The sequence below is a fragment of the uncultured Shewanella sp. genome, assembly GCF_947495455.1.
Taxonomy (GTDB): Bacteria; Pseudomonadota; Gammaproteobacteria; order Enterobacterales; family Shewanellaceae; genus Shewanella.
Map to the genome: position 1 here is coordinate 1 of NZ_CANLZC010000078.1, position 16,914 is coordinate 16,914.

Annotated in this window: 14 protein-coding genes; 6 read left to right on the top strand and 8 right to left on the bottom strand. The window is 40.5% G+C overall.

Features of this window, described 5'->3' with window-relative positions:
* Positions 1-57: 57 nt before the first annotated feature.
* Positions 58-702, bottom strand: coding sequence for a 7-cyano-7-deazaguanine/7-aminomethyl-7-deazaguanine transporter (locus tag Q0791_RS17725; RefSeq protein ID WP_299009238.1), 645 nt, complete (start codon positions 700-702; stop codon positions 58-60).
* A gap of 526 nt (positions 703-1,228) precedes the next feature.
* Between Q0791_RS17725 and Q0791_RS17730 the strand changes: the two genes are divergently transcribed.
* Positions 1,229-2,437: an HD-GYP domain-containing protein gene (locus Q0791_RS17730; protein WP_299009241.1), complete on the top strand. Its 1,209-nt coding sequence runs from the start codon at positions 1,229-1,231 to the stop codon at positions 2,435-2,437.
* Positions 2,438-2,505: 68 nt separating this feature from the next.
* Positions 2,506-3,120, top strand: a complete 615-nt coding sequence (locus tag Q0791_RS17735; RefSeq protein WP_299009294.1) for a paraquat-inducible protein A — start codon at positions 2,506-2,508, stop codon at positions 3,118-3,120.
* Between the two features lie 302 nt (positions 3,121-3,422).
* On the opposite strand, the gene Q0791_RS17740 is transcribed toward Q0791_RS17735, so the two are convergent.
* The 6 genes from Q0791_RS17740 to gorA all read right to left on the bottom strand — a co-directional run bounded on the left by Q0791_RS17740 (position 3,423) and on the right by gorA (position 9,404).
* Positions 3,423-4,364, bottom strand: coding sequence for a putative sulfate exporter family transporter (locus Q0791_RS17740; RefSeq protein WP_299009244.1), 942 nt, complete (start codon positions 4,362-4,364; stop codon positions 3,423-3,425).
* 399 nt (positions 4,365-4,763) lie between these two features.
* Positions 4,764-5,444, bottom strand: a complete 681-nt coding sequence (locus Q0791_RS17745) for a protein phosphatase 2C domain-containing protein (RefSeq protein ID WP_299009246.1) — start codon at positions 5,442-5,444, stop codon at positions 4,764-4,766.
* On the bottom strand, positions 5,434-6,141 hold the full coding sequence (locus tag Q0791_RS17750) for a hypothetical protein (RefSeq protein ID WP_299009249.1): 708 nt from the start codon (positions 6,139-6,141) through the stop codon (positions 5,434-5,436). The genes Q0791_RS17745 and Q0791_RS17750 overlap by 11 nt, the downstream gene beginning before the upstream one ends.
* Positions 6,138-6,779, bottom strand: a complete 642-nt coding sequence (locus tag Q0791_RS17755) for a hypothetical protein (RefSeq protein ID WP_299009252.1) — start codon at positions 6,777-6,779, stop codon at positions 6,138-6,140. The genes Q0791_RS17750 and Q0791_RS17755 overlap by 4 nt, the downstream gene beginning before the upstream one ends.
* 724 nt (positions 6,780-7,503) lie before the next feature.
* Entirely contained in the window at positions 7,504-7,950 is a 447-nt protein-coding gene (locus tag Q0791_RS17760; protein WP_299009255.1) for a hypothetical protein, read from the bottom strand.
* A gap of 95 nt (positions 7,951-8,045) precedes the next feature.
* Positions 8,046-9,404 (bottom strand): glutathione-disulfide reductase, encoded by a 1,359-nt coding sequence (gene gorA, locus Q0791_RS17765; RefSeq protein ID WP_299009258.1) that lies wholly within the window; start codon positions 9,402-9,404, stop codon positions 8,046-8,048.
* Positions 9,405-9,953: 549 nt separating this feature from the next.
* Here gorA and Q0791_RS17770 point away from each other — a divergent pair.
* The 4 genes from Q0791_RS17770 to Q0791_RS17785 all read left to right on the top strand — a co-directional run bounded on the left by Q0791_RS17770 (position 9,954) and on the right by Q0791_RS17785 (position 15,910).
* On the top strand, positions 9,954-12,053 hold the full coding sequence (locus Q0791_RS17770) for a S8 family serine peptidase (RefSeq protein WP_299009261.1): 2,100 nt from the start codon (positions 9,954-9,956) through the stop codon (positions 12,051-12,053).
* Positions 12,054-12,191: 138 nt separating this feature from the next.
* Positions 12,192-12,674, top strand: a complete 483-nt coding sequence (locus tag Q0791_RS17775; RefSeq protein ID WP_299009264.1) for a hypothetical protein — start codon at positions 12,192-12,194, stop codon at positions 12,672-12,674.
* A gap of 470 nt (positions 12,675-13,144) precedes the next feature.
* Complete coding sequence (locus Q0791_RS17780) at positions 13,145-15,439, top strand: S8 family peptidase (RefSeq protein WP_299009267.1); 2,295 nt, start codon at positions 13,145-13,147, stop codon at positions 15,437-15,439.
* 9 nt (positions 15,440-15,448) lie between these two features.
* Positions 15,449-15,910: a hypothetical protein gene (locus Q0791_RS17785; RefSeq protein ID WP_299009270.1), complete on the top strand. Its 462-nt coding sequence runs from the start codon at positions 15,449-15,451 to the stop codon at positions 15,908-15,910.
* A 3-nt stretch (positions 15,911-15,913) separates the two neighbouring features.
* Here the strand turns inward: Q0791_RS17785 and Q0791_RS17790 are convergent, their stop codons facing one another.
* Positions 15,914-16,825 (bottom strand): hypothetical protein, encoded by a 912-nt coding sequence (locus tag Q0791_RS17790; RefSeq protein ID WP_299009273.1) that lies wholly within the window; start codon positions 16,823-16,825, stop codon positions 15,914-15,916.
* Positions 16,826-16,914 lie beyond the last annotated feature (89 nt).

A 16,914-nucleotide genomic window follows, 5' to 3' on the forward strand; every position in this document is an offset into this window, starting at 1 on the left:
CATTACAGCATAAATGCGCCTTGAATTGAAAAGCCTGAGAAGCTCTGAATTGATCATCTATATAATAGAATTGGTATGAGCTAACTTTCGTTGAAGGTATGTTAATAACAAACCATAGGCGGGAATAAATAAACTCAAGCTGACGATGAGTTTAAATCCATAGTCAACGGAGGCGATTTCAGGCCAATTTTGGCTCATAAAAGGATTCGATGAGGCATAAAAAGCAATGCTAAAAAAGACCAGAGTATCGACGCTGTTTCCGATAATGCTCGATGCAGTGGGAGCCAACCACCAAGTGTGATGTTGTCTTAACTTGGCAAAGACAAGAATATCCATTAACTGACCGATACAGTAGGCTGCAAAACTGGCAAAGGCAATCCTTAATACAAAGCTATTAAAGTTCAATAGGCTTGAGAAATGTTGAAATTCTCCCTGTTGAAATAATACGCCAATGATATAGGTTAAAATAAGGGCTGGTAGCATACTGATAAAAATGATTTTTCTGGCTTGGCTGCGGCCAAATATTCTTACGGTGAGATCCGTTGCTAAGTAGACGAACGGAAAACTAAACGCCCCCCAAGTTGTATGCAAACTCAATATCTGAATAGGAAGCTGGACGAGATAATTGCTGGCACAAATAATGAGAATATGGAAACTCACCAAGACGAATAGCGCACGTTTCATTTGTGGCTGAGTGAACATGGTTACACCTTTTTATCATTGGCGGGGTAAGGGAACCCGCAGGGTTAATTGTTTTACCTAAATCATTCGTAGTTTATCGGTTTGAAATGTGCCGCTTTAAATTGTCTAGGTATCAACAGGGCGGCACATTATAAAGGCGCACGCAATGAGTGCAAGTTTATTTAACCTGAACTCGGGATAATGAGTGTCAACAATGTGAGGTAACCCATTCAATATTAAAAGATTGAATGAAATTGGGTCATTCTTTATTTTCGGACTTGGCTTAATATTGCAATTTTTGTCGATATCAAGGCGGGATTTCGTATCTAATAGCGGGCTATTAGTAGAAAGCACAACACAGATAGGGGCAAAAATAGTGCTATTAAGCGGCGCTGCTTATCCCGAGTTCAGGTTATTTAAAGATAAAGGGTGGCAAGACCTCACTTAGGTTGAGTATAAAATGATCCGCAAGTATCGTAATATTGGATAGATAATCTCAACGTGCCTTTAACGTTTGTCTGGTTTTGATTCTAAGGATGGTGTGTCGGTGAGGAATGTTACATTAGCTGAAAAATGTCTTAAGATCCCTGTATCAAAATTGACAGTGGGAATGTTTATAGAGTCTCTTGATCGAAAAAATCAGTTAATCAGTATTGCCAATTCCGGTTTGTTGAGAAGCCAAGCCGACATTAATATGTTAGTTCGCCATAATGTTAAGTATGTTTGGGTTGATTTCAGCCGCTCTAAAATTTCAAAGAAGGGTAAGCCACCTTTTAACTGTTTTTCAAAGCCTGAAAAAGCGATATCGACTCCCTTTGTTCGAAAAAAATGGATGAGTCGAGAAATGGCTCAAGTGAAGGCGGGTGAACTCTTGTCTGAGTCAAAACGATTAATTCAGAAAGTGTTATTGGAAACGTTTGAAGGCAAAGCGGTGGAGATTGCGCCTTTTGAAGACTTAGCTGACAACATGATAAATATGATGTGGCAAGATATCGATGCTCTGAGCTGTATGTCTGCGTTGCGCAATAAAGATGCGTATCTTCTTGAGCATTCGGTGAATGTGGCTTTTTTACTGGTGACCTTTGGGCGTTTCTTACAATTAGAACAATCAATATTAAAAGATTTAGTGATCGGCGGCATTTTGCATGATATTGGTAAAATTAAAATTGATATCGATGTGTTAAATAAACCGGGCAAACTCACTCAAGCTGAGTTTGAGCATATTAAGTGTCATCAAAATTATGCCATAGACATTTTGAGTGGTATTAAAGGGCTATCTCAAGTGAGTAGAGATGTGTGTTTAATGCACCATGAGAAACTAGACGGTAAAGGTTATCCACTTGGTTTAGCTGGGGATGAGATCACACTCTATGGCAGAATGAGTTGTATTGTTGATATCTTTGATGCATTAACGGCTAATCGTTCCTATAAAGAAGCCATGAGTCCAGCGGCAGCCTTTAAAATTTTGTTAAGTCTCACGCCATTTCATCTTGATAAACCGCTTGTTTATGATTTTATTCGTTGTGTGGGGATTTATCCCGTGGGATCTTTGGTTGAATTGTCTAATGGTTTAGTGGGAATAGTCTGGACCGCGAATAAAAGTGAGGTATTGCATCCTATTGTGAAGTGTTTTTATTCGGTGATAAACAGGCAGTATGTGAATGTTAAAATGATTGATTTAGCAAAATCTGAATTGCACATTGAACGTGGTTTAGTGGCTGATTGTTTGGGGATTGATCCTGCTCCTTTTTATTAAAGGCACATTGGACTTTGCTATTAAAGTCTTTAGACTGGATGGATTATGTATTCATTGAGCAAAAGATAATGAAGCAAGCAGTGTCGATAATAGTGATTGTTTTGTCTCTGGCGTTACTCATTCCTGGTGTTACTCAGCCTATTTTAAGTATTCAGGGGTCGATTGAGAAAACAGCATTAAGGGATGCGGGCCTTGATATGATAGCGCAGCAAATGGATGAAGGCTCTCAAAGCAGTGCTAGAGGCATTTTGTCTATGGTAACGGGTATGCTGGGGTTAAATGATGTCAAAGGCGAGGTTGAGGTTTTTCAGAAAACGCGCAGTATTTGGGGGACAAGCGAAGAGTTATATCAGTCGGGAAATGTGCTGGTTGCGGCATTAATTATTTTATTTAGTATATTGATCCCAGCAACAAAATTAATCTTAATGTTGTTGATGTCATTACCGATAAAAGAGACGTTTTCCGTATCACTTAATCGCTTTATTGGCGTGATTGGCAAGTGGTCTATGGCGGATGTTTTTGTTGTGGCGATCATTGTGAGTTATATGGCGGGCAATGCGTCAGCGGGCATGGGAAATTTATTAAAAACCACCGCCCAGTTTGAAGTGGGCTTTTATTATTTTCTAGGATATTGCTTGTTTTCTTTATTAAGCCACTGCTTGATGTCGACGAAACGGGAATAAAGCTTATCGCTTTGCTATTAAAAACCGACTTAGTTGATATGGCTATGTAGTATAGGGAAATATTCTTATTTATTTATGGGTAACTTGATAATAATAGCTGAATGAAATGAAGATCACTCATTGGCATGCTAGGAGAAGAGCAGTGAAAAAGGGGTGGGTATTTAGTGTGTTATTGAGTTTGACTGTGATATCGATATGGACAAGTGGCTTAATTCAGTCCTTGCTGAATTTGGGTGTGTTTTTTGGGATCATCGGGTACGTCATTTATGCTAATCCATCTAAAAATAAATAATATCCTGTTTTTATTGGTTAAATTGTAAAATATAAACTAATGAAGTGCTAGCGATAGCGAACCAGAGTGATATGCCAAGTATCAAGGGTTTTAGTCCTGCTTGTTTCATTTTTTGTAATGTGATCCCCGCGCCAATTAAAAATAGGCAAACCACGAGTAACCTTTTTGCCCCATCAAATAAAAATTGATAAATCATATGGCCTTGAGGAAAGTAATAGGCTGTTGCTATGGCAATGCAATATAAAATAATAAAATAGGGAACAGGAATGCGTCGGCCACTCCCCTTAAAGATGACCGCACTAATAAAGGCTAAAGGGATAATCCATAGGGCGCGAGCTAATTTGATTGTGGTGGCAGTCACAAGGGCTTCATTACCGTAAGCTGAGGCTGCACCTATTACCGAGGAGGTATCATGAATGGCAATGGCACTCCATAGGCCAAAATCCTGTTGGCTCATTGACAATAAGTGGCCAATCGTTGGAAATAGAAATAAGGCGACAGCATTGAGAATAAAAATAGTGGCAAGTGCGATGCCAGATTCATCACTGTTAGCCTTAATGGCTGGAGTCATTGCTGCAATGGCACTGCCGCCACAGATGGCAGTGCCTGCTGAAATTAAATAACCTGTTTTAGTGTTGAGTGTGAGTTGTCTTGTGAGCCAATAACCTAAGATGAGTGTGAAGCCAATAGAGCCGATGATAAGGGGTAGGTTATTGACGCTGGCCGATAGAGCCATTTGTAGTTGAATACCAAAGCCTAAACCAACGATAGAGATTGCGAGTAATTTTTTTATCCAAGGTGATAATGTATTGCTATCGGGGGCAATACCTAATGTTGCTGCGCTAAATCCTAAAATCAGCGCTATGGGTGAGCTTATCATGGGCAATAGACAAGATAGGGCGAGGAGTAAAAAAATAGCATTTTTATATTTATTACATATGCTTGATATCATGTCATTCCCAATATTTACGGCTTGTCTATGAGTATAACCTTCAGGAATGTTTAGATAAACTAAATATAACTGATGATAAAAGCTATTTTAATTAATTCAGTACAATGGCTTGTGACTATACATTGGCTGATTATCTCATCGTCACAAACTACCTACACGAGTGTGTTCTGAAATAAATCTGGAAAGGTTTGTGTTATAAGGTTTGTTAACTATTTTTCCTAAAATTTGAGTTTTGAGAATACCAGTTTCCAGAAAATTTAGCATAACTCAAGAGCCCTTTTTTAAATTGTACTGTGTTCTTTCGGTTAGAGGTTGTAACTCCGTATCGAAGTGCTCAAGCCATAGGACATTGCTTACTTTATTCGTTGTAAGTGGAATGATGTGGCCTCTCTTACCATATCAATTTGATTGATTTGCTATTCGAATTAGTACAGTGCAATCGTCCGAGAATTCAAAGCTTTTAAGGTATTCGTTTACAGTCTCTTCGGTTAAAAGTTGGGGAAGTTGTACAGGGGGACAGCTCCAAAATCCATCTGAAGCAAGAATCAACGGCTTGTTTAGATCAAGTTGAAGAGCTTTGTAGGTAGGCTTGCTGAAACGTACACCCTTAAGGACATTGAACAACGTATGGCGAGCAGGATCATTGCGCAGCCTCTCTTCATCACTACCTACTTTCCTGTAGGTCAAGCTATGTGGATAGGTTTGCCATATTATTTCATTACCTTCTATGGAGCCAACTCGACAGTCACCCAGATAAAAGCAGTGCTGTGTATCCGCTTCAATGAGCAGCAACAAAAAGCTGCCTTTGGAACAAATAAAATCACGTTGTAGCTCGCTATGAACATGTTTTACGAGTGCTTGAATGTCATCTTCGGACACTGGGGAGTGTGCCATTAGCCATTGATCGCGCAATTGGGAACAAAATGTAGCGACAAAATCACCACTGTCTTTTGCATTCGTTGAGCCGTCGGCAATTATCCAAAATTCCTTGCCATCATCGCTTTCACAGTAGCTGAAAAAATCTTGGTTTACAGCTCGTTCAGTTCCTCTGAACGTCAGGCCTATAGATTTACTGTTCATTTCCTAGCCTCACTAGACCATCAATTTGCTCATGTAGATACTCCATACGGCCTTCATCTCCATTTGTTGCACTTTGCAGAAGGTAATCAAAATCGGTATGGTTATGAAGTGTATCGAGTTCAGTAGAAATATAAGCGAGCATTTCCTTATTAGCTGTTTTAATGTCTTCAATAAGTGTATCTCGACCATCAATTAAGCTCACGATGTCTTCTAAATCGCGACTTTCCCATAAGAAGTCAGCTCCACGACCTTTAAATGCTTCAAGCTTAGTTGCTAAGAAGTAAGCAGGGGTGAGAAGGCGGATCACCAAGCCTGGTTTCAATTCGTAATCCTGAGCCTGTTCTAATGCAGCGGCATACCAACGATTCGTGAATCCAAGTGTTTCATCTGTTGGCATAAAATCAACTTGGATATCATTAAGCCATTTTCGACATATTACATTGTCTTCAGGGTTTTCGATGAAGCCACGTTCGCGTAATGTTTGCTCAAATTCCGCATTTTGAACGTATCCAAGCGTGCTAACGATTAAATCGACATCATCCGTTGAGCGAACTGATTCTTGAGCAAGCTCATCTGTAAGAAGAAAGCCTGTAGTTGCTCCGCCAACAAAGGCCGTTTTACGTAAAATGTCCGATCCGAGCGCCTCAGCAACTTGGATTATCATGTCTTTGAGTTGATCAAAGGTGGATTGATTCATTGGAAAAGTCTCTCTTTTAACATCTTAATGGCTAAATTGCTTTCTCGTGCATTTCCCATTCGGATTGCATCTAAAAGCGCCAAATATGCGTAAAGCTCATTGTCTCTTCTTACGGCAAATGGCACAGACTTGTAGAGTGGTTCAATGGCTTGCCCCATATCTTTCCCTCTAGGATCTGGCCAAACCATCTTTAAATCACCCGCAGACAAGAGTTTACTTTGTAGTACTGGCGCAGAGAAAGTAGTCGGTATACCTCGTGTGACTTGAGCTGGTTTTACAGGGAAAATGTACTTAAAACCGTGCGTAATAAATTCGTCAAATGCTTTTTTATTTACCTCTGGCCTACCAGTTAATCGATTGATTTTGGCTAGCTTCACATCGATGCATCGCTTTAAACTCTTGCTTATCTCACTTTTACTGAGTCCCAGCTCTTCGGATAGACCACGAAGAGTGAATAGGCGCTCGTAATAATCTGAAGACTCGAAGATGGAATCAATGTGATTAAGCTCAGCATCTAATTCACTTTCATCAAGCCATCCAGTGAGATTAGAATTAGTTTTGTTGGCGACCATATCATCAACTTTCAAGTCACCTAAACAGATTAGCTTAATTAGTAAAATAATATCTTGACTTTTCATTCTTTACCACGCAGTTGTTTGTCCACAATTTGCAAACTGTGGACAATTTTGGTTTATCTGTTTTGTATTTGTCAAGCTTTTTTGGATGTAAAGGGAGAGCTTTGGTATCTTAATTATTATACTTCATGCGTTTATAGCGCTTCTCTAACGCTTCTTTACCACCTTCCTTCCATTATCTCGCATACTTCTTGTCTTATTGATAGCTCCTGCAAACCACCTGTAGCTGATAGCGTAATGTTCCCTTTGTCTTTCAGTACAATCACTAGTTCACTATTCCCATTCACGACAATGTTTGGATTATGAGTAATAATTAAAAATTGTCGTTTAGGTTTTATGTCGTGTAGCTTAGTAATTACTAGTTTAGAAATTAAAGCATTATCTAAGTCATCTTCAGACTGATCTACGATGAGAGGCTCATCGCCATACGATAGCAAAAATGACAAAACTGTCGCAGCTTTTTGCCCTGCGGAACCTTGTCTTAGAGGTTTGAATCGACGCCCATCGTAAAACTCTACAGATAAGTTATCCTCTGGGAACCAACTCCACAGCCTATCTAGGCTTGAGCTGTCTAACTGCTCAATAAAAGATGATAATCGTTTGCCAATAGTTCAGTTAAGTATGTTTGTTTTTGACGTATGGTGGTTGAATACATCTAACTTGAATTGGTGTAAATGCTCGTAAGAAGATCCTACTTGCTGTTCTTCAGCTTCAGCCATTATGGATTTTAACGCATACACACTCTCTCTATACGTAAATAACCCTCGTGAATCGCCCATAGGTAAAAGTTCTTAACTTGGTTCATGTATGAGTTGGCTGTACTGTGTGCCAATTCGCCACGCTTGATTAACTTAAGTAAAAAAGAGCGGAACTGATAGGTTGGCTTGAGCCTTTTAATTGGAGGAAAGCGATCCCAATCTAAATGCTCATCTTCTAGGAATTGATAGTATTTGAGTAGAGCACGACTACACGGATTGAGGTCTTTAGCTTTCTTTATCGCCTTGAGATAAAAGAAGTAGCTGTTTGGTTCTTGAAGAAAAGCACCGTCATCAGAAAACAGTGTTGGCAGTGAGCTTATGTTGTTTTTTGTTGGCTGACAATGGTAAGTACCATCATCTCTGAGTGTTAATTCTGTATCTTTGTAAACGTCACTGGAATGTATTAGTTGAGTCATTTATCCACCTAGAAAGAACACTGCATATACAACCAGTATAAGCAGTGTTAAATATTTTTCCAGATTTATAAACGTGTGAGAGTTAAGTTTCTACACTAACCCCTCATGGTCACAAATTCTTCGGCGCCTGTGGGGTGAATGGCCACCACGGCATCAAAGTCGGCTTTAGTGGCGCCCATCTTTATGGCCACGCCAAAGCCTTGAAGTATTTCATCCATGCCGTAGCCGATACCGTGAATACCGACGACTTTTTCATCCTTGCCTGCGCAGACGAGTTTCATTTTACAGGCTTGGCGATGGGCGGTTACTGCGGTATACATAGAGGTAAAGCCGGAGGTATAGACTTTAATATTGTCTTTACCGTACTCTTTTTCAGCTTCCGGCTCAGTGAGTCCCATGGTACCGATAGCTGGGTGGCTAAACACTACGGTGGGCACATTTTGATAATCCATTTTGGCATCAGTCATGCCATTAAACAGACGTTCAGACAATAAACGCCCCGCTTTGACAGCGACAGGGGTGAGTTCAACCCCATTTGCCATGATGTCCCCTACACAATAAATGCCTTTATCTGTGGTATTTTGCTGATCATTGGTGATGATATAGCCTTGTTCATTGCGTTGGACTTGCGTATTTTCTAGGCCAATATTGTCTGTTGATGGATGGCGTCCAATGGCCCAAATTACGCAATCAATCTCAAATGTTTCACCGTTTTCAAGTTCCAGCGTTAGGCTATTATCGGCATTTTTAGTGACGGCTTTAGGAATGCTGTGAGTATGTAATGTTAATCCGTCACTTTCCATTGAATCCACTAAGGCTTGGCTGAGCATAGGATCAAAATTACGCAGCGGGGCATGTTTACGCACAAAGAGGTGAGTTTGTGTGCCTAATGCATGTAGCACTCCGGCAATTTCAACGGCAATATAGCCAGCGCCGACAACGGCAACACGTTTAGGTTGCTCGGTTAGTGCAAAGAAACCATCAGAATCTATGCCTAACTCGCTGCCAGGAATATCGGGGTAACTTGGAGCGCCGCCTGTGGCGATTAAAATGTGATCTGCAGTGTAATGCTCACCATTGACTTCGATGGTTTTACTATCAACGAAGCGACCATAGCCTTTAACAACAGTCACTCCATTGCTGTCTAAACCTCTGTCATAAGCGCCGTGAATTCTGTCGATATAGGCTTCGCGACTGTTAACTAATGTCTGCCAATCAAATTGATTAACACTCACATCAAAACCATAATCTTTTGCATAAAGGTGCATAGCTTCGGCGACTTGAGCACCATACCACATGACTTTTTTGGGTACGCAGCCGACGTTGACACAAGTCCCTCCAAGCTCTTTTGCTTCTATGAGTAAGACTTTTGCGCCGCGCATGGCAGCGCGGTTTGCTGATGCTATGCCTCCACTGCCTGCACCTAAACAAATATAATCAAATTGTTGAGCCATCGGGATCTCCGAAAATAGTTAAAATAGGCCAAAGCACTATTGTGCCTTATGTGTTAGCAAGATGCGAATGGCAAAATTTGAGAAGTAGGGTTAACTTTTTTCTATTTATTTTGTGATGGTTATTATTGAGTATATAAAGGATGATCGATATTATTCTTAATATGTTCAGCTTAAATTCAGTTTTAGATTTTTTATAAATAAAAGTTAAATGATATCAATTATTATTTATATTTATAAATTTACATTTGGTAATGTTTAAATTCAAGTTTTTAACAAGGTTATTTGTTTTTGTTTTATTTATTTCGCGCATTTTATTTTACATGATTTATTTCGTTTTTTAACTTGTTGTTATTTAATGGGTTATTTTTTTGTAAGACTAAGGTCTTAATGATTAATATTTATAGTGATTTACCATTGTTTACCTAAGTTTAATCTCATTTGATTCAAAAATATTTAATTTATTACTGGGCTCTATATTAATTTATTCAATGTAGAGGTCATTTTTTATTTTATTTTATTTGTTTTTTCTATTTTTACAGGATATATCTGTTGTTTAATATCAATCCATTAAAAGCGTATTTTCCTGACTATCGTCAAGTCTGTACCAGTTTATTTTCAGTGTCATTACTTGTTGCTTGTGGTGGAGGTGGTAGCCATCATGATTCAAATGCGTCTCAAGCAACAACGCAAGCAAAGGCCAAGCAGTCCGTGTATCTTAAAAGTACATTAACAGCGCCAACAGAAAGTGGTGATTTAACCTTTTCATTGAGTGCTGGCTCTGTTGCTCAATATGGCAAGTTTACTATTACCAACGCAAAAACGGGGCAATATGAGTATTTAGCCACAGAAGCTCAGGGCACAGAGGAGCTCACTTATACTGTTAACGATGGCACAGAGACGAAAACATACAGCTTAATGATTAAGATCAGTGCGGGTGATCCTCTTTATAAAGAACAATGGCATCTACACAATACGGGTCAGGCGGCTTTTGCGACAAAGGCTGGTAAAGCTGGCGAAGACATGAATGTCAGTGAGGCCATAGCTAATGGGCATCATGGTGAAGGCATTGTGGTTGCTGTTGTTGACGATGGCTTAGAAATCAAGCACCCGAATTTACAAAATAATATTCTAACAGGCGGATCCTACAATTTTTTGACAGATACAAACGATCCGACTCCAAGTGATACTTCTGATAGTCATGGTACTGCTGTGGGGGGGATTATTGCGGCCGAAGGCTGGAATAATATTGGAAGTCGTGGGGTCGCGCCTAAGGCCAGTATGATAGGCTTTAATCTGATTAACAGCCAAGATTTTAATAATTTTAAGTTATCTCTTGGCAAGGGGGCCTTGAGTGAGAAGGCGCAAATTTTTAATCAAAGTTTTGGTTCTGTTAGACCTTACCCAGTAGAAACAGAACAAGCGCTAAACGATATTTACCAAGATGTGACGGTGAATAGTTTTAACGGCAAAGGGAGCTTATTTGTTAAGTCAGCGGGTAATGCTTTTGAGGATATCAGTGTTGGTGAATTCCTATTTACTCCTGAAACGGATACGAACAATTTCGGGTTACCCTTTCATAATGCCAATATGTCGCCGGATAACTCAAATTTTTATAATCTAGTGGTGAGTGCACTCAATGCAGAAGGGACACTCAGTAGTTACAGTAGTGCTGGCGCCAATGTATTTGTCAGTGCGCCCGGTGGAGAGTATGGGGTTAGCAAGCCGGCGATTTTAACGACGGATCTTCAAGGATGCCATACTGGTTTTTCGGCTAAATTTGCGAACTTTGGTGCGGCTGGCGTATTTGATGATGGGAGTTATCCACTCAATAGTGCTTGTAATTATACCGCGCATATGAATGGCACCTCTGCTGCTGCGCCAAATGTCAGTGGGGCTATTGCGGTGATTTGGAGGGCTAACCCAGATTTAACATGGCGTGATATTCGCCATATTTTAGCGTCAACGGCGACGCAAGTGGATGCCAGTATTCAAGCTAAAACCATTCAAATTGACCCTAATGGCAGTAACGATGAGTATATTGCATTGCCTGCTTGGACAACTAATGCAGCTGGGTTTCATTTCCATGACTTTTATGGTTTTGGTCGAGTGAATGTTAGCGATGCGGTTGCCATGGCAACAAGCTATAAAACCGACTTAGGCCAATATCAAATATCGGGCTGGAAAAAGTCTGAAAACATCAATGCAGCCATTCCCGATGGGGATATCAATGGCGTGAGTGATACTATTAATGTTGTAGATGATTGGATAGTGGAAGGAGTGCAAATTCAGCTCACGGCTAAACATGGCAGACTACCCGATTTGGCGGTGGAGCTGATTTCACCTTCAGGCACTCGTAGTGTGGTGATGACACCTTATAACGGTTATGTATATCAAGGTGATCTCACTGACCCTGCTGATCATGTCGATGGATTTGATAATACGCTTATGCTCTCTAATGCGTTTTACGGCGAGCCTGTACAAGGAGATTGGACGATTAAATTAGTTGATGTGAACAATGGCCTGTTAAAGACGGGAGTCGCAGAAACAAAAAATGGGATCACAACGTATAAGCAGGCATTTTCACCCAATGAAGCGAACGGTGAGCTGCAGGCTTGGTCTATTCAATTTCATGGGCATAGCAAGCATTAACTTTTGATTTCTTAAATAGTTAAGCTCATAGATATGAGCCTGAGTTTAGGGCTCAAATATCGTTTTTTGATGTTAATGATGCTGTTCAATCGAGCCTATAACGAATTAGCGTCATTTATATAATAAGTGAAGTGTTTTATGAAAGTGTTTATTAAATTTTTTCTGGTCTCTCTTGCATCAACAGTGGCATTTTCTTGTTTGGCAACAGAGCAAACTGGCATCATGGTGCCGAGTAATTTATTGTCAAAAGGTAAGTTAAAAGCAGGCTACGAATTGTCGAGTCCCAGTGCCTTTTTCGATGATTCTGAGCAAGCCAGTGAGGGTAAGCGAGTATTAGCGTCTCATTCTGCTCATGATAACAGTGAACCTTTGTTGGTTTCATCAACATTATTAACGGGCAAGTTAATGGTGAAATTAGCAGAGGGCGTTAATGTGAATGATTTTATTTCAAATTATGACGTCACCCTTGATTGGCAAAGTGATAATCAACTCGTGGTTATTGCGGTTCCTGACAATACCAGTGTGAATGATTTCTTTGCACTTCGTGATGCCATTAATGCAAGTGAAGATGTGAAATGGGTCGAAGTGGATAATAAATCGCCACGTTACCAAATTCACTAGCGTGAGAATATACCCGTGATGCCTGAAGATGCAGGATTCAGCTGGAATTAAAAGCCTTTTAGGCAAGGCTTTGAACAACGTGCTTAGTCATTCTAAGCTGATGTTCAATAACGCAGTATAAAAGGCTTTTAAACCAGCCCTTTGGGAGTCTGTAAAAGCACCGACTTCTGCGTTGTATCATCTTAAAAGGCAATAAGCATTCTTGCAATAATACGCCTTGAATTAGGCACTTTTACAAGCTCTGAAAACAGGCATCTTCAGGTATCACGGGTATAATATAGAAGCCTTACTTTGCTAAGGCTTTTTCATTTGAGTTCATTTTTTCGATGATATGAAGCATGGCGAATTTGAATGTAGGAATACCAAGGTCTTAGTTCTGTTGGCAGGTGAATTTGCTATGATGGTTTTTTAGCCTGGAAGGCTAATTTCATATTACCTTTCTTTTTATTCTCTAGGTTATTCTATCATCCATGATTCTGTTTTCTTTTCGTTCTTTATTATTTAATACTGGCTATTTTTGCTTTGTTTTATTTTTGGTGGGCTGCAATGATACTAATCATTCTCAGCAAAGATTGAGTGAGACCGATACATCGGTTATTGAAGTCGAGCCGACCCCTTTACCTAATCCCGATCCCAAACCTATTCCAGAGCCGATTCCTGATCCAGAACCCGATCCAGCCCCTGAGCCAGATCCAGTGCTTGAACCTAAACCCGAGCCAGCACCCGAACCCGATCCAGTGCTTGAACCTAAACCCGAGCCAGCACCCGAACCTGATCCAGTGCTTGAACCTGATCCAGAACTCGAATGGGAAGCGGATCAAGTTCATTACTTTACAGCCAAGCAGTCTGTGTATTTGACCGAACAATTACTGGATGAGAGCCATCAAGGTCATGTTCGTTTTCTGATGACGGATCCTGAGCAAGTGACGTTGGGAAAATTTGAATTTACCAATGCAGAAACAGGAGCCTTTACTTATTTGGCTGATGCGGCTGAAGGGGAAGAGGTAGTGTCTTATCGCGTGCAAAGCGCGACTCAATCTGTGGTGGGTAAAATCATTATTACCATTGCCGCAGGGGATCCTTTGTATCAAATGCAGTGGCATTTGCAAAATCGCGGGCAAACAGCATACGCAATGAGTGGCGGAGAAAGCGGGCAAGACATGAATGTCAAGGAGGCTATCGCACAAGGGCATCATGGTGAGAATATGCTTGTGGCAGTGATTGATGATGGCCTAGAGATCAGTCATCCTAATTTACACAATAATATTCTCGTTGAAGCTTCCTATAATTTTTTAACGGGGACGAATGATCCTACGCCTGTTGATGCCAGTAAGGCTCATGGTACTGCGGTTGCGGGGATCATTGCCGCAGAAGGTTGGAATAATATTGGCAATCGAGGTGTGGCGCCTAAAGCGAGTTTAATGGGGTTTAATTATCTGGAGGAGCAAAGTATTTATGGTTATTCTGAAGACAGTTTTAAGCTGACGCACGGTATTGAGGGCGACAGCCAGTCGGCACGTATTTTTAATCAAAGTTATGGCTGGGAATATCCGTATCCTAATAACATGAGCTTAAGGGAAGAAGCTTTATTGCAACATGCGGCTAATGAGGGCAAAGGGCGCTTATTTATCAAAGCGGCGGGCAATGAATATCATGGCTTTCAAAGCGGCGCTGATAAGTATTTTAGAGGGACTAATATCGCAAAAGGCGCCAGTCTTTTGCCTGTATACCATGCCAACATGTCGGCTGATCAAGCCAGTTTTTATCATTTAATGGTGAGTGCATTAAATGCAGAGGGAAGCTTGAGTCGTGATAGCACCATAGGGGCGAATATCTTTGTGAGTGCGCCAGGGGGGGAAGATGATCCTCTTCTTCCTAGGATCATTACCACTGATAGGCAAGGTTGTCATACTGGCTTTTCATATGAGGCACTGCTATCGGGGCAGTTAACGAGTTTTGATGATGGTAGCCATATTGCGAATCTTGACTGTCATTATACTGCTAGAATGGAAGGTACCTCTGCTGCTGCGCCCAATATCAGTGGCGCTATTGCGGTCATTTGGGGAGCCAATCCTGATTTAACTTGGCGGGATATTCGCCATATTTTAGCGAGCACAGCAACACAAGTGGATGCAGAAATTACCGATAAAAAAATTGAGATCATCTCTGATGTGAAACAAGCTGACTTTATCGCTATACCCAAATGGACCACTAATGCCGCTGGTTTTCATTTTCATGATTTTTATGGCTTTGGCCGTGTGAATGTCAGTGATGCCGTTGAAATGGCATTAAATTACAACACTGATTTAGGAAAATATGCTGTATCTCACTGGATTGAGTCCAATGACATTGATAAGGCCATTCCCGATGGCAGTATTTATGGGGTCAGTGACAGTATTGATTTTCAGTATGATTGGATCGTTGAAGGTGTGCAAATAGCACTAACAATTAATCATCAGCGTTTACCAGATTTAGCCATTGAACTCATTTCGCCATCGGGCACTCGCAGTGTGTTATTAACGCCTTATAACGGTTATGTGGCGTCAACATTGGAAGGTTTTGAAAATACAGTGATGTTATCTCATGCATTTTATGGTGAGAAGAGTCAGGGGGATTGGCGACTTAAAGTGACTGATGTGAATAGTGGCGAGTTCTATTTTGGTACTTATTTTAGAAATATGCCCTATGAAGATGCGATTGTTAATGAAACCAATGGCGAGCTTATTTCTTGGTCTTTGCGTATTCATGGTCATGCCGTTAATTAAGGAAATACAATGAAAAAAATAGCGTTTTTTGTATTATTGATAAGCTGGACTTCATTGACTCTCGCTTCAGAGCCGTTATTCATAGATGGTGATGAGGGTTTTATGCCCTCAGCTCAAGATAAGTATAATGGCAGAGATCCTCGTGTTTTCGTTCAGAATGAGATAGTGGCGAGAACTAAAATGTCATCACTGTCATCTTCTCAAGGCATTTTGCAGCCAACACTCACAGGCATCATTAGTTTGCAGCTTAAACCTCAGATTGATCTTGATAGTTTTATTCAAGATTACCCTGTGAATATTCATTGGCGGAGTGATTTTAATCTTGTGGATGTGAAACCCTCAGCGCTTCTAAATTTAACTCATCTTGCTGATATCAAATATTTTTTTGAATTAATCTCTGAGCTTAAAGCCAGTGATAATGTCATTTGGGTGGAGGCGGGGCGCGCCGATAGGCGCCAAAGAATTAAATGAAGGCTAAAAGTTAATAAGCCAATTGAGGTGGAGGCCAGCATAAGTATGATTTTTACCGTTAGCGATTTCACCATTATTAATGCCAGCTTTAATGTTTTTCTCGCCGATACTATGAGCAAATAGCCCAGAGAGAGCGAAACCATTTTTTAGGGTATATTGGGCTATTAAGCCCAACTCCACATGGTTTATGCCTTTAGTTTGTCGAGTCACATAATGCACATCGTAACCTTGAGTAACATAAGGGGTTAAGTGAAGCTGCTGATTGATGGCCCAGTCACTGTGAAGTGATAATTCAAGAAAGTAACCCGAGGCTTGAGTTGAATAATCATAGGTAATAGAAGGCATTAACCATGGGTATTGGCTATAAGTGAAATGGGCTAACCATTCATTATCAAAACCGGGTTCATCACCTCTGTATTCATCTCTTTGATAGGCTATTCCAGCATCCAGATGATCCAGAATAGTAAAATCATATTCAATGCCTAAGTTCCACTCTATATAGTTGAGTTGGTCGCCTCGCCCCAATGCGACATAATAGTTAAATGCATTTTGCGTCAAGGTGGCCGTGCTCCAATAAATGCCCCCTTTTCTTAAATTATTTTGACCTTGAGAGACATATTGACTGTCCCAACCGAGATCCAGTGAAAATTGAAAATCTGTTTTACGTTTGATGGTATGGTGCCTCTTGAGTGAGTTTGTACTATGAGGCTTATGAGGAGAAAATGAGCTTGTTGATTGGGTTGATTGGGTTGATTGGGTTGATTGGGTTGATTGGGTTGATTGGGTTGATTGAGGTGTTGAATTGCTAGGGGGGCTGTTTGGATCTGTGTCACTGGTATCAGCTTTAACCGAATGATAACTAAATAGGCTTAATAACATGAAGAGTCTGGCGAAGTGTCTGGCGATGGTTGGCATAGTGTCAACTTATCCTTAAAGTAGAGCAATTATCTTTCCATTGGATTAACTGTAGGCTAATTTCGGTGTTTTTGAAGTGAGCGTTTGCG

What these genes read in the sequence shown, in the direction of transcription:
- Q0791_RS17785 (WP_299009270.1), top strand. Translation starts at nt 15,449, where the DNA reads ATGAAAAAAATAGCGTTTTTTGTATTATTGATAAGCTGGACTTCATTG.
- Q0791_RS17740 (WP_299009244.1), bottom strand. Translation starts at nt 4,364, where the DNA reads ATGATATCAAGCATATGTAATAAATATAAAAATGCTATTTTTTTACTC.
- gorA (WP_299009258.1), bottom strand. Translation starts at nt 9,404, where the DNA reads ATGGCTCAACAATTTGATTATATTTGTTTAGGTGCAGGCAGTGGAGGC.
- Q0791_RS17760 (WP_299009255.1), bottom strand. Translation starts at nt 7,950, where the DNA reads ATGACTCAACTAATACATTCCAGTGACGTTTACAAAGATACAGAATTA.
- Q0791_RS17725 (WP_299009238.1), bottom strand. Translation starts at nt 702, where the DNA reads ATGTTCACTCAGCCACAAATGAAACGTGCGCTATTCGTCTTGGTGAGT.
- Q0791_RS17780 (WP_299009267.1), top strand. Translation starts at nt 13,145, where the DNA reads ATGATTCTGTTTTCTTTTCGTTCTTTATTATTTAATACTGGCTATTTT.
- Q0791_RS17790 (WP_299009273.1), bottom strand. Translation starts at nt 16,825, where the DNA reads ATGCCAACCATCGCCAGACACTTCGCCAGACTCTTCATGTTATTAAGC.
- Q0791_RS17775 (WP_299009264.1), top strand. Translation starts at nt 12,192, where the DNA reads ATGAAAGTGTTTATTAAATTTTTTCTGGTCTCTCTTGCATCAACAGTG.
- Q0791_RS17755 (WP_299009252.1), bottom strand. Translation starts at nt 6,779, where the DNA reads ATGAAAAGTCAAGATATTATTTTACTAATTAAGCTAATCTGTTTAGGT.
- Q0791_RS17735 (WP_299009294.1), top strand. Translation starts at nt 2,506, where the DNA reads ATGAAGCAAGCAGTGTCGATAATAGTGATTGTTTTGTCTCTGGCGTTA.
- Q0791_RS17750 (WP_299009249.1), bottom strand. Translation starts at nt 6,141, where the DNA reads ATGAATCAATCCACCTTTGATCAACTCAAAGACATGATAATCCAAGTT.
- Q0791_RS17745 (WP_299009246.1), bottom strand. Translation starts at nt 5,444, where the DNA reads ATGAACAGTAAATCTATAGGCCTGACGTTCAGAGGAACTGAACGAGCT.